A 10,050-nucleotide genomic window follows, 5' to 3' on the forward strand; every position below is an offset into this window, starting at 1 on the left:
CGCGTTCACAGCAGCCTCCCGAAGGTTGCTTGCTGCGGGGCTGGCAGCTCCGGCGGCTTCCAGTCATCCCAGAGAGCATCAATCTCGGCAAAGTTGCGAGGATGCTGCCGACAGAAGTCGGGCCACTGCGGGCCGCGCCGGTATGCGCCGTCGACCGTGACGATCCAGCGGTTGGCAACGAAGAGCCTGTGGTTCAGATCCAGATGCTTGAAGTCCGCCCGGCAGACCCAGCCGCGGCGCTCGAGGATGCAGGCCAGTTTAAGAGCCTTGATCTTCCACGGTGTCAGTGTGAGCGGCGACGGCGTTCCGGCTTGGGTATCCGGCACGAATTCGGGCAGCGGGCAGCGCTTGGCCGGCAGCATCTGCGGCCATGCATCGTTCCACGAGCTACCCCACTCGACATCCTCGCGCGGGATCTCCGGATAGATGTAGCCGCGCTCGTCGATTGTCACGACCTGGACACCCATGCGATGGCAGATCGACCGGTGGAGCTCGCTTCCTGTGCCGTGCGGAACAAGCACGGCGCGGCAGTCGGGCCCGGGCGCGCACGGGTCTCGTGGCTCCAGCGCCTGCATGATGACGTGGTCGTTGAGACGGAGCTTCGCCTCGAACCCGATCTGCAGGCCACCGCGCTCGCGCACCAACAGGATGTCCCAGCCCGCAGTCTCCGGGTAAGAAATCCATCCCGTCGGCTTCGGCGGCCGAGAGCTTTCCCAGCCTGGGCGGTGGGCGGTCCCGGTCGCAATCGCGATGAAGCGGGAGCACATCTCAGCCTCGGTCGCGAATTGAGCAACCCTCTTCTTCATCTCGCCCTCCGCTGGAAGTGACCAACAAGGACGCCAACGAGCGCAGGGACATCGAGAGGCGAGACGGCGCCATTCCGTTCCACGCGAGCGAGGACGATTTCCAGCGCCGCGGCTGGGCTGGTGAGGCCGGCGTGGAACCCAGCCTCATGCTGGCCGATCGCTTCCCATGCGATCTTCGCTTCGCCACTGCTGTTGGAACGGGTGGTGAGGACGAGCGTCCAGTCAGCGGCACCGATGTCGACGATGTCTGCCGAGATGGTCATGCGGCCACGACCCCAGCCATCATTGGTGCCGCTTCCTTGGCCGCCAGGATCTGCGCCGCTTGCCGGAAATAGTCCTTGTTCAGCTCGGTCCCGATGAACTTGCGGCCGGTATCGAGCGCCTTGAACCCCTCGCTGCCGATGCCGGCATACGGCGACAGAACCAAATCGCCGGGGTTCGACCAGAGACGAATACAGCGCTCGATCAGGTCGAGCGGCATCGGGCAGAGATGCCGGACCGCCTCAGGGTCGCGCGAGAAGACGGTGTTCAGTACGTCCGTCTCGTCAGTGTCGTCCCATACCGGTGACGCCCAGCGCTGCCAGATGTCGAGCGCTTCGAAATATCGCGGATCGGCCTTTTGGTCCTTGTCGCTGAGGGACGTATAGTCCGGCAGAGCGTCATGACTGAGCACGCGGCGCGTGACGAACTGAGCGCCCTCACCTGCCCACAACGGCCAGTCTCCGGGCAAGTGCACTACAGGATGATCATCCATGCCGTCCGCCCATTTGCGGAAGGTCACGATGTATTCTGGCAAGCCCTGACGGACGCGGCCGGCATCAGTTCGGAAGTTCTTGTAGAGCAGGCCGTCCGGCTTGGACTTGGTCATCTCGCGGACGGGGCAGCGCCGCACCGTCGTCTTGGAGTGGAGCGTCCAACCCGCGCGCCGGTGTGTGCGAATGCAGTCTCCGGTGAAGTCCGTCAGGCCCCGATCGCCGCGCTCGCTGGCGTTCGAGTAATAGACCATGTCCTTGACGTGGATCGAAACGTGCCGCCCGGGTTTGATGACCCGGAACAGCTCGCGAGCGACGTAGGAATAGGCCTCTTGGAACTCCTCATCGCTCGCGACATTGCCCATGTCGCGCTCGCAATCCGAATAGATGTAGAGGTTGGAGAACGGCGGGCTGTAGACGGAAAAATCGACGCTGTTGTCAGGCAATCGCGACAGCACTTCGACGCAATCGGCGTTCCAGAGTGTGAAGTTTTCGCCCTCGGCGATACCGTCGTGCGGAATCTCGATCATGCCACCCTCATGAATTTTGGAAGCGGAGACGCCTGAGACGGCGCGTAATCGTTGAGGACCGAGGAGGAGAGGGCCGCACGGCCCATGGCCGCCGTCATCTCTCGCTTCATGAGATCGTGGTCCCCGGCCTTGCGGGCGATTGCCTGTCCGATCGCCGCCTCGGTGTCGGCACAGACGACATGGACATGAACGGGCCGCGTTTGGCCAAAACGCCAGCAGCGCCGAACTGCCTGGTAATAGCTCTCGTAGGAGAAGCTGAGCCCGACGAAGGCCATGCGGGCACAGTGCTGCCAGTTCAGGCCATATCCTGCGACCGATGGCTTGCTGATCAGGTGCTTGATCTCGCCGCGGGAGAAGGCGTCGAGGCGCTTTTCTTTGATCTCCGCGATCTGGCTGCCACGGACCTCCGTCGCATCGGGCATCGCCTCGCGAAGTGCATCGGCCTCATAGTCGGTGTCGCACCAGATAATCCATGGCTCGCCCGCATCCGCCGCGACGATCTCTGCAACCTTCTCCGCGCGAGCTCGCACGGTCATACGCTTCTCTCGATGGATGGAGGTGGCGGACATCTCTGGCAGACGGAACATGCGAGCCTGCCCGTCGCGCTCCTCGCCGGCATCGCCGCTCACATCGGCTCGAATGAGGTGGCGATGCTGGACGAGCTCGGGCAGCACATAACCATCGTCCGGGAAACCGATATCAGACGGCATGCCGATGCATCGCGACCACGAAGCCATCCATTCCCAGAACGACTTGGCGGCGGCACGCTTCAGCCGATAGCGCGCCATCTGCGCCTGGTCCGAGATGAACCAGCGTGAAAGCATTTCGTTCGCGGCCATGACACCGAGAAAGGCCGATTGCTGGCCCAGTTCCATGTGATCGTTCGGCGCCGGCGTCGCCGTCGCGGAAAGGCGATATGGCGTCGACTTGAAGATCTCGATCAGCTTGCGTGTCGTGACGCCCGTAAAGCTCTTGAGGATCGACGACTCGTCGAGAATGACCGCGCCGAACTGCGAGACATCGAAGCGATCCAGTCGCTCATAGTTGGTGATGACGATGCGGGCGCGATCGGAGGGGACTGGCTCGCGCCGGAAGACGGCATCAATGCCCCAGCGCTGCGCCTCGCGCTCATGCTGGGCCCCAACGGCGAGCGGTGCCAGCATCAGCGCCGGCCGGTTGGTATGTTCAACGACGACGCGGCCGTATTCGAGCGCGGCGAAGCTCTTGCCCAGGCCAGTATCGAGGAAATGCGCTGCGCGGCCGGTGCGTAGGGCGAACTCGACGCAATGTTCCTGATGCGGCTTTAGCGCTGAATTCAGGGCTGGGATCCGCGCAAGCCCCGATGGCACGGCAGCGATGCGCTTAGATGCAACCAGGGCGTGATAGGCCTCAATGCTCATGCCACGCCTCCCCGCAGGAGGCATTCGGCGGCGCGCTGATCGAAGGTGGCGCGAGCAATGCCGATGTTGCGGCAGTAGGCCGCGATCCGCTGTTCCAGATCACGAGGGAGGCTGGTCTGGTCGATCACCTCAATGGAGCGCGCGCGGTTCGGCAGGCGGCGGATAGCGCCGCGCTCCTCAAGATTGGCCATCAGTCGGAACACGCCTGACTTGGAGCGTAGACCAACTCCGGCTGCCATCTGCTCATAGGAAGGCGGCTGCCCTTCGCGAGCGGCAAACTCGTTCACGAAATCCAACAGCGCGCGCTGCCGCTTTGTCAGGCCCGTGCTCATCAGGCGGCTCCTGCGATGAAAGGGTCGCGCATCCGCATCCGGGCGACGGCATCGCGGGCGGCGAAATCGGGGTCGGCTTTGAAGGCGACGGCGAACCAGAGGCAGAGAGCGTCACTGTGGTTGTCGTCGACGAATTCGAGACCGCGGGTCAGGCATTCCTGCTTGACGGCCGCTTTGGCTTCTTCGCGTTTCAGGCGGCCTTTGCCCTTGCCAAGGAAGGCGATGCGGGCCTGCGCAGGCTGGACCTCGTCACAGCGAACGCGCAGCAGATGGGAGATGCCGAGAATTCCCCAGCGCATCCCAGCCTGCATCATGATGGTGTCGATGTTGGTGAAGCCCTGGCCCTGCTTCCCGGCAATCGTCTGTGTCGAGAATTCGAAGGCGACGCGGTCTGGCTGATGCAGCCCGATCATGTCGCCAACGAACTGAAGCTGCTCACCCGCGATCTTGCCGTGATCTGACCCTGACGGCGCGAGACGGCGCGTTCCGCCGATCAGCTTTCCGCCGATGGGGGCAAACGCCCATCCCGTCTTCACGCCGATGTCGAAGGTGAGCAGTTTCATGGTCAGTGGACCGAGCCGGCTTCGCGCTCTTCCTCGCGAGCGCGCAGGAAGGCGGGACGGATGTCCTCGTCGAAGTCCTCGGACGGCGCCGGCGGAACTTCGTCATCGACGGGTGCAGCGGCGACTTCGGGAGCGGCTTCGGCCTGAGCTTCGACAGCCTTCTTGCGACCGCCCCTGCCCTTCGGCTTCGCCGGCTCGGTCGGTGCTTCGGTCTTCAGGTTCTCGAGATCGAGCGCTTCGCCAGCGGCGGCACGGTTCTGCTCGGTGAAGATGCGGTTCGCGGCTTCGGCGGCGGTTTCTTGCTGCGCGCCCTCGTCTTCGTCGCCATCCTGCTTGGCGGCGGCCTTCGACATCCGGTCAAGATCGCCAACATGCCCGGCGTTCTCGAATTCCTCGTCGAGGAGGTCGAGCAGGAAGCGGAGATGGGCGACGTGCTCGCGGGCCTTGAGCTCGTTGTTCTTGGCCTTCCGGAAGATCGAAGCGGCATGCCGGAACGACGGACCATGCAGATTGCCGATCTCGATCTGCGTCTTCACGCGATCGCCGTAGGTGCCGTTGATGCTGGACGTCTCTTCCTTCGCCTTGTTGTTGGCGACGAAGAGCGCCTTCACCACGGATGGTGCTGGGAATTTGATCGGGGCTTCGGATTCCGGCTTCATGTGTGCGCGCTCCTGGGGCTGGTGGTCAGTGGTGAAGCTGTTCGGGGAGGCCGGGCTCGGGGATGCGTCCTTCGCGGATCATCCGCTGATGGATCTGGCGGATGCGCTCGGCGCCGGCTGACGGTGTCTTGAACCGGGTGCGCGGCGCGAAGCGCAGGACGCTCATCGGCTCGCGTGCATCGAGATCCGGGATGCTGATGTGAGGCAGCGTCGGCTTCGGGCTGGTCTCAATCACCGGCTCTGATGGCGCCTCAGTCGGCGCTGGCTGACGACGGACCGGCTCGCGGACAATGCGTTCTGCCGGAGCCCGCCGCTGCAGGCGGACGCGCTCGCGATGCTTCAACTTGGTGTCGCCGACATCCAGCGCCCAAGCGACGGAACTGCGCGGGCGCCGAAGGCGGCGTGCGATCTCGCCAATCAGCATTCCTTCTGCACGAAGGCGCTTGGCGCTTGCATGCCAGTCTGGGGGGTTCATGGGCGTGGCTCCGAGAGGTTTTTGGCCTGCCGGTCGCACCACTCCGCGCCATCGGCGAAGGCCGCTGCTGGAAACATCGTCAGCCGGGAAAGCTTGGCGAGGAACCAAGACAGACCGGCCAGGAAAAACGCGAGAAGGCCCCGCATGGCCCCTCCTTTCAGGGTTCACGCGCCAAGGGCGTCGAGTTGTTCTTGAATGCGGCGCTGCTCGGCTCGCAGCGCGTCTTGCCGTTCACGGCGATGGGCTTCGTCGAGCCACGCCGGCGCCTTCGGGTACACGGCCATCAGGAACGCGGGGCCGTAGGCCAGGATCAGTAGAGAAAGCCCCGTCCACGAGGGCTTCGCCACACCCTCCAGCCAGCGCTTCACCGTATGAATTGGGAGCCCGATGTCGGCGGAGACGTGTTCTGCAGTCTTCACTGGATATCGCGCGCGGACGAACGCGACCGCGCGATCGGGACAAGCTTGGGACGTGATCGCCTCAATCTTGGTCTGTTCTGACCAATTCATTTCCGGCCTCTTCTGCGAAGTTGGCTTCACAGACGAGGACGGCACTGCAGATCGCTTGGACGCGGACGCGGGATCGACCTTCCGGGGATGGCGGGCTGCAACCCGCGCCCCACCGGAATTCGAAGGAGATGATGGCAGTGGATGGAGAAGCGCGTGGCCCACCATGACTAGCGCCCCGACAAAACGAGGCCGATCAGCAGGATCGGCGCGAACGCGATGAGACCGGCGGCCGCAAGGGCGCCAACGAAGAGAACGCCGACGATGAGATCGAGGGCGCGGGACATCAGGCGACCTCTCTCGCAGGAGCGAACTTCTGGGATCGCAATTGGCGGAAGAGCGGGTAATCGACCCCGCTGATGCCGTGCTCGGGCGCCGCCTCAATGAGCAGTCCCCAGTACTCCGCAGGGATCGAGCCTCGCGTCTTCATGACGCGGACATGGCTCTCCTTCACGCCGAGAAGCTCGGCGACCACCTTCACGCCAAAGGCGTCGATCACGGATGCGAAGCTGTGCATATCCGTATCGCTACACTAAGTAGCGATACTGGTCAATGCGGCACGTAGCGATATGGGCGCTACATTCTGTAGCATGACCGACGACCGCATTCGAAAAGTTCAGGGGCAGCGGCTCGCTGAAGCTCGCCTCAAAGCGGGGTGGCGCTCGTCACGAGCAGCGGCGATTGAAAATGGTTGGGCAGAGTCCAGCTATCGCGCCCACGAAAACGGCAGCCGGACGATCGGCCAGAACGACGCCGAGACTTATGCGCGACGCTTTCGCGCTGCCGGAGTAAGCATCACCGCTCAAGAAATCCTGTTTGGTCCTAGTGCGGACGCTTCCCAGGATGACGCCTCTAAGCCCGACGAGCTCATCGTAGCCGGCGCGCGCATCCCTCTCTCTGATCGAGCCCTGCGCGGCGGCGCTCGTGACCTGCCAGTACCCGGAATCGCCCTTGGAGGTTCGGAGGAGGAAGGCGATTTTCAGCTCAATGGCGAGGTCCAGTACTTCTTGGACCGGCCTGCCGGGCTCGTTGGACGGAAGCGAGCATTTGCCGTCGTCATTCGGAACGACAGCATGATCCATTCCTATAGGCCGAGCTGGCCGATCTTCGTGGATCCTGATGGGCGCCAGCCTGTCGCAGGCGTCGATGATGTCTTGATCGAACTCTATTCCGAGGAAGAGGGTCGGGCCGGACCGGCGTTTGTGAAGAAGCTCGTCTCGCGACGTGGCAGCGAGGTTGTTCTGTGGCAACAGAACCCCGAGAAGGAGATCCGCTTTCCTATTGATCGGGTGAAGCAAATTCTCCGTGTTATCCCCTACCCCGAGGCTATGGGGTTGTCTGTGTGACTGACAGCCTCCACCGCCTCTAACTCGCGCTCGATCTTGGGGAGCGCTGGCTATGACAGCCCGGTCCTCCCGCAATCGAACTCGCGCAGAGCGGCTTCGATCTCGCGAAGTTTGATATCTGACGGCGGCGCCAGAATTTGGCTGTTCGCTCCGCCAACAGTCCCGCACATCGGCATGACGCTAGCATCCTCGTCTAGGCCGTACTCTTCAAATTCAAACTGCATCTCGGGGAATTCGCGGCGCAGGTACGCTTCGATCCGCTCGCGCGCCCCATTGAACGCGCGCTCCTTGCCGAGTGGCGGGAACACGACGATCTGCTTCGTCTCGGGCAATCCTTCATGCCACGGTTTCATCACTCACCTCGCTTGATTGGATAGACGCTGACGTTTTTGCCGAGGCCGCCACGGTCGCGGCAGACGGCGCAATGCAGTTTGTCGTGCAGCCCAATCAGGCTGAAGACGCCGTTTGCTATGTGCCGTCGGATCTCACCAGGCGGCATTCGCTTGGTGCGGCCACAGTCCTCACACCTGATGTCGATCGCTCGAAATAGCGATAATTCCGGCCGCAACGGCCCCTCTTCCGCCCATAGGCTCATCTCGACGCCACCCAGTTTTGTTCTCGTTGCGTTCCCATTGAAGCCAGACGCGCCGCCATGAGTCGAGTCGAGTTTTCGCGCTACTGACGCGCGCTGTCAGGAAACGCCTAATCAGGATCGCTACATGGCGTGTTGACATAGATCGCTACTTCATGTAGCGATACTTCCATCAGCCAACCGGCGATGGGGATCGACGCAATGGCCTACAGCCACACAATCTACGTCAACATCGGCAGCGCGGAGATCGCGCTCGATGTCAGCTACACGGTGACGCCGGGCTTTGCCGGCGACCGTGTTGACCCGCCCTACCCGGCTGAGGCGAGCGTCTCCAAAGTCGAGGCGATCATCGAGACTTGGCGCTTCGGCAAGAAGACGACCGAGCGCAAGCCGGTCGAGGGCTGGCTGTTCAATCTCATCGCCAGCGACGCCGAGATCAACGCTGACCTGCTCAGCGAGGCCGGCGAGGAAGATGATTACCGCGCGGACGAAGCGGCTGAGATGCGCCGTGAAGACCTTCGCATGCAGGCGGCGGAATGACGGCCGTGAAGCACGCCACCCGCGAGCGCAAAGAGCGCTTTCTCCGCAGCTTCGACGCTTACAAGGGCCCGTTGCGCACGGCAATCACCGCGATCAGCGAGCGCATTTATCGCGACGGCCTTGACTGGCTGTCCGACGAGCAACTGACCGAGATCACGTCGGATGTCGCCGAGAACGCGATGTCCGCCAACCGCCGCATGGTTCGAAACCGCGCAATCCTCCGGAGGGCTTCCTAATGCCCCGTTTTCCGACGCCGACCGAGCCCGGCCACTACTGGGCGAAACTCGTCCATCCAACCCGCATGCCGGAAGGCGAGGATTGGGCCTCCGTCGATTGGGAAGTGGTCCAGGTTTTCGAAAACTGCCTGGACCGCGACGGCCCCGAATATCTCGGCGTGCACGTCCCTGGCGTGAAATTCGTCCAGTGGGTTCCCGATTTTGTCTGGGGTCCGGCTGTTCCGGTTCCTTCCGATCTTCGGAGGGCTTCGTGATGTCCAACGCCGCCCGCGAATACGAATACTGGCTCCGCGCCGCTCACCTGGACACGAAACGCTGGGAAGCCGAGCGCTCGCCTGCGGCTCAGTCCCTCTACCTGAACCTCGTCGTGTCTTCGCTGACGCGGGCTCTGGTCAGCGCCAACAAGCTGAACGACCGCGACCGCCGCGCCTACTGCATGCGCAATCTCGGCCGCGCTCGCGCCCTCCTCAACCGCATTGAACGGAGCGCAGCATGAGCACGCGGGTTCTCCACATCCCGGCAAAAAGCCTGAGCGAGGCGCGCATGGTTGCGCATGCTGTCGAGGCCGGTCGCGTGCCCTGCCTCAAGCAGTATCTCGACGAAGCCCGCGCGAAGGCATCGGCCGCTTCCCTGACCGAGCTTCACCGCGTCCCGTACACCGTGATCCCGATCATCATGGTTGATGGGTTGACCGACGACGGCCGGATCAAGATCGCACGTGTCGCCAATACGGCCGGGCAGGCAGTGGCCGCCCTTCTCCTCGTCATCGGCGGCTCCTTCCTCGTCGGATGGGGAAGCCTGCTGTGACGCGCATTTCACGCCTTGCTGGGGAGGCGGCGCAGGCCGCCGTTCCCCCTTCGCCCGGCCCGCTCTCGATGGTCGAGAACCGGGATGGTGTCCGCCTCTCCAGCAAACCCAGGGGAGATCGCGATGCAGCCTGAACCGCTGTTCCAGGCGTTCGATGCCGGTTGGCTGATCATCGGCGGCGCTGTGCTGCTGATCGGCGCCCTCTGGTGGGACATCAACCGCAGCGATGAGCCCGTTCACGACGATGAGGACTGGGATGTCGAGCCCCGCCGGCACGACCCGGAAGCCGACGCCCGGAACTGGCCATTCTGAACCAAAACCCAACTCAAGCAGGAACAAGATCCATGGCACAGGAATGGCTTGAAGACGCCAACGGCAACCGCTGTTCGGTCGAGTATTTCGGCTCCCGCGAGGAAGCGCAGAAGGCTCTCGATAGCCTCGAAAACTGCGAGAATTGCGCCAACTGCTCGCGCTGCTCGGGCTGCTCGGACTGCTCGGACTGCTCG

General features: G+C 63.2%; 19 protein-coding genes. 7 read left to right on the top strand and 12 right to left on the bottom strand.

All coding sequences use genetic code 11. The features are described 5' to 3' along the window. Positions 1 to 5 precede the first annotated feature (5 nt). The 11 genes from GY40_RS26795 to GY40_RS24170 form a co-directional block, all read right to left on the bottom strand. Entirely contained in the window at positions 6 to 806 is an 801-nt protein-coding gene (locus GY40_RS26795; RefSeq protein ID WP_051988474.1) for a hypothetical protein, read from the bottom strand. After that, positions 803 to 1,069: a hypothetical protein gene (locus GY40_RS24130; RefSeq protein ID WP_038367893.1), complete on the bottom strand. Its 267-nt coding sequence runs from the start codon at positions 1,067 to 1,069 to the stop codon at positions 803 to 805. Before GY40_RS24130 ends, GY40_RS26795 begins: the two co-directional genes overlap by 4 nt. Beyond that, positions 1,066 to 2,088, bottom strand: a complete 1,023-nt coding sequence (locus GY40_RS24135) for a DNA-methyltransferase (protein ID WP_038367895.1) — start codon at positions 2,086 to 2,088, stop codon at positions 1,066 to 1,068. The genes GY40_RS24130 and GY40_RS24135 overlap by 4 nt, the downstream gene beginning before the upstream one ends. Then, the gene (locus GY40_RS24140; RefSeq protein WP_038367897.1) at positions 2,085 to 3,488 is read right to left on the bottom strand and encodes a helicase-related protein; all 1,404 of its coding nucleotides are present in this window, start codon (positions 3,486 to 3,488) and stop codon (positions 2,085 to 2,087) included. Before GY40_RS24140 ends, GY40_RS24135 begins: the two co-directional genes overlap by 4 nt. Further along, positions 3,485 to 3,820: a LexA family protein gene (locus GY40_RS24145; protein WP_051988475.1), complete on the bottom strand. Its 336-nt coding sequence runs from the start codon at positions 3,818 to 3,820 to the stop codon at positions 3,485 to 3,487. The genes GY40_RS24140 and GY40_RS24145 overlap by 4 nt, the downstream gene beginning before the upstream one ends. Then, positions 3,820 to 4,383 (bottom strand): hypothetical protein, encoded by a 564-nt coding sequence (locus GY40_RS24150; protein WP_038367900.1) that lies wholly within the window; start codon positions 4,381 to 4,383, stop codon positions 3,820 to 3,822. Before GY40_RS24150 ends, GY40_RS24145 begins: the two co-directional genes overlap by 1 nt. Before the next feature lie 2 nt (positions 4,384 to 4,385). Next, complete coding sequence (locus GY40_RS24155) at positions 4,386 to 5,042, bottom strand: hypothetical protein (RefSeq protein ID WP_038367901.1); 657 nt, start codon at positions 5,040 to 5,042, stop codon at positions 4,386 to 4,388. A gap of 25 nt (positions 5,043 to 5,067) precedes the next feature. Beyond that, positions 5,068 to 5,517: a hypothetical protein gene (locus tag GY40_RS24160; RefSeq protein ID WP_156116064.1), complete on the bottom strand. Its 450-nt coding sequence runs from the start codon at positions 5,515 to 5,517 to the stop codon at positions 5,068 to 5,070. Then, positions 5,514 to 5,663: a hypothetical protein gene (locus GY40_RS27785; protein ID WP_156116065.1), complete on the bottom strand. Its 150-nt coding sequence runs from the start codon at positions 5,661 to 5,663 to the stop codon at positions 5,514 to 5,516. Before GY40_RS27785 ends, GY40_RS24160 begins: the two co-directional genes overlap by 4 nt. 18 nt (positions 5,664 to 5,681) lie before the next feature. Then, positions 5,682 to 6,026, bottom strand: coding sequence for a hypothetical protein (locus GY40_RS24165; protein ID WP_051988476.1), 345 nt, complete (start codon positions 6,024 to 6,026; stop codon positions 5,682 to 5,684). A 283-nt stretch (positions 6,027 to 6,309) separates the two neighbouring features. Beyond that, a complete protein-coding gene (locus GY40_RS24170; protein WP_038367906.1) occupies positions 6,310 to 6,540 on the bottom strand; it encodes a helix-turn-helix domain-containing protein in 231 nt (76 codons plus the stop codon). Between the two features lie 73 nt (positions 6,541 to 6,613). On the opposite strand from GY40_RS24170, the gene GY40_RS27790 reads away from it, so the two are divergent. Beyond that, positions 6,614 to 7,369, top strand: a complete 756-nt coding sequence (locus GY40_RS27790) for a S24 family peptidase (protein WP_156116066.1) — start codon at positions 6,614 to 6,616, stop codon at positions 7,367 to 7,369. Positions 7,370 to 7,419: 50 nt separating this feature from the next. Here GY40_RS27790 and GY40_RS24180 read toward each other — a convergent pair whose 3' ends face one another. Then, a complete protein-coding gene (locus GY40_RS24180) occupies positions 7,420 to 7,722 on the bottom strand; it encodes a hypothetical protein (RefSeq protein WP_156116067.1) in 303 nt (100 codons plus the stop codon). A 440-nt stretch (positions 7,723 to 8,162) separates the two neighbouring features. On the opposite strand from GY40_RS24180, the gene GY40_RS24185 reads away from it, so the two are divergent. The 6 genes from GY40_RS24185 (at position 8,163) to GY40_RS24210 (ending at position 9,856) form a co-directional block, all read left to right on the top strand. Continuing rightward, positions 8,163 to 8,501 carry a hypothetical protein gene (locus tag GY40_RS24185; protein ID WP_038367911.1) on the top strand — a complete coding sequence of 113 codons (339 nt, stop codon included), beginning with the start codon at positions 8,163 to 8,165 and terminating at the stop codon, positions 8,499 to 8,501. Then, entirely contained in the window at positions 8,498 to 8,737 is a 240-nt protein-coding gene (locus tag GY40_RS24190) for a hypothetical protein (RefSeq protein WP_038367913.1), read from the top strand. Before GY40_RS24185 ends, GY40_RS24190 begins: the two co-directional genes overlap by 4 nt. Beyond that, positions 8,737 to 8,991, top strand: a complete 255-nt coding sequence (locus tag GY40_RS24195; protein ID WP_038367915.1) for a hypothetical protein — start codon at positions 8,737 to 8,739, stop codon at positions 8,989 to 8,991. Before GY40_RS24190 ends, GY40_RS24195 begins: the two co-directional genes overlap by 1 nt. Further along, the gene (locus GY40_RS24200) at positions 8,991 to 9,233 is read left to right on the top strand and encodes a hypothetical protein (RefSeq protein ID WP_038367918.1); all 243 of its coding nucleotides are present in this window, start codon (positions 8,991 to 8,993) and stop codon (positions 9,231 to 9,233) included. The genes GY40_RS24195 and GY40_RS24200 overlap by 1 nt, the downstream gene beginning before the upstream one ends. Beyond that, complete coding sequence (locus tag GY40_RS24205; RefSeq protein ID WP_038367920.1) at positions 9,230 to 9,544, top strand: hypothetical protein; 315 nt, start codon at positions 9,230 to 9,232, stop codon at positions 9,542 to 9,544. The genes GY40_RS24200 and GY40_RS24205 overlap by 4 nt, the downstream gene beginning before the upstream one ends. An 84-nt stretch (positions 9,545 to 9,628) precedes the next feature. Beyond that, positions 9,629 to 9,856, top strand: coding sequence for a hypothetical protein (locus GY40_RS24210; RefSeq protein WP_156116068.1), 228 nt, complete (start codon positions 9,629 to 9,631; stop codon positions 9,854 to 9,856). The last annotated feature ends 194 nt before the right edge of the window (positions 9,857 to 10,050 follow it).

Origin of the sequence: Allobosea sp. UNC402CLCol (genome assembly GCF_000745475.1) — a bacterium.
Taxonomy (GTDB): Bacteria; Pseudomonadota; Alphaproteobacteria; order Rhizobiales; family Beijerinckiaceae; genus Allobosea; species Allobosea spartocytisi.

What these genes read in the sequence shown, in the direction of transcription:
- GY40_RS27785 (WP_156116065.1), bottom strand. Translation starts at nt 5,663, where the DNA reads ATGCGGGGCCTTCTCGCGTTTTTCCTGGCCGGTCTGTCTTGGTTCCTC.
- GY40_RS24165 (WP_051988476.1), bottom strand. Translation starts at nt 6,026, where the DNA reads ATGAATTGGTCAGAACAGACCAAGATTGAGGCGATCACGTCCCAAGCT.
- GY40_RS24155 (WP_038367901.1), bottom strand. Translation starts at nt 5,042, where the DNA reads ATGAAGCCGGAATCCGAAGCCCCGATCAAATTCCCAGCACCATCCGTG.
- GY40_RS24140 (WP_038367897.1), bottom strand. Translation starts at nt 3,488, where the DNA reads ATGAGCATTGAGGCCTATCACGCCCTGGTTGCATCTAAGCGCATCGCT.
- GY40_RS24180 (WP_156116067.1), bottom strand. Translation starts at nt 7,722, where the DNA reads ATGAAACCGTGGCATGAAGGATTGCCCGAGACGAAGCAGATCGTCGTG.
- GY40_RS24150 (WP_038367900.1), bottom strand. Translation starts at nt 4,383, where the DNA reads ATGAAACTGCTCACCTTCGACATCGGCGTGAAGACGGGATGGGCGTTT.
- GY40_RS24210 (WP_156116068.1), top strand. Translation starts at nt 9,629, where the DNA reads ATGGTGTCCGCCTCTCCAGCAAACCCAGGGGAGATCGCGATGCAGCCT.
- GY40_RS24200 (WP_038367918.1), top strand. Translation starts at nt 8,991, where the DNA reads ATGTCCAACGCCGCCCGCGAATACGAATACTGGCTCCGCGCCGCTCAC.
- GY40_RS24135 (WP_038367895.1), bottom strand. Translation starts at nt 2,088, where the DNA reads ATGATCGAGATTCCGCACGACGGTATCGCCGAGGGCGAAAACTTCACA.
- GY40_RS26795 (WP_051988474.1), bottom strand. Translation starts at nt 806, where the DNA reads ATGAAGAAGAGGGTTGCTCAATTCGCGACCGAGGCTGAGATGTGCTCC.
- GY40_RS27790 (WP_156116066.1), top strand. Translation starts at nt 6,614, where the DNA reads ATGACCGACGACCGCATTCGAAAAGTTCAGGGGCAGCGGCTCGCTGAA.
- GY40_RS24170 (WP_038367906.1), bottom strand. Translation starts at nt 6,540, where the DNA reads ATGCACAGCTTCGCATCCGTGATCGACGCCTTTGGCGTGAAGGTGGTC.
- GY40_RS24195 (WP_038367915.1), top strand. Translation starts at nt 8,737, where the DNA reads ATGCCCCGTTTTCCGACGCCGACCGAGCCCGGCCACTACTGGGCGAAA.
- GY40_RS24145 (WP_051988475.1), bottom strand. Translation starts at nt 3,820, where the DNA reads ATGAGCACGGGCCTGACAAAGCGGCAGCGCGCGCTGTTGGATTTCGTG.
- GY40_RS24190 (WP_038367913.1), top strand. Translation starts at nt 8,498, where the DNA reads ATGACGGCCGTGAAGCACGCCACCCGCGAGCGCAAAGAGCGCTTTCTC.
- GY40_RS24205 (WP_038367920.1), top strand. Translation starts at nt 9,230, where the DNA reads ATGAGCACGCGGGTTCTCCACATCCCGGCAAAAAGCCTGAGCGAGGCG.
- GY40_RS24160 (WP_156116064.1), bottom strand. Translation starts at nt 5,517, where the DNA reads ATGAACCCCCCAGACTGGCATGCAAGCGCCAAGCGCCTTCGTGCAGAA.
- GY40_RS24185 (WP_038367911.1), top strand. Translation starts at nt 8,163, where the DNA reads ATGGCCTACAGCCACACAATCTACGTCAACATCGGCAGCGCGGAGATC.
- GY40_RS24130 (WP_038367893.1), bottom strand. Translation starts at nt 1,069, where the DNA reads ATGACCATCTCGGCAGACATCGTCGACATCGGTGCCGCTGACTGGACG.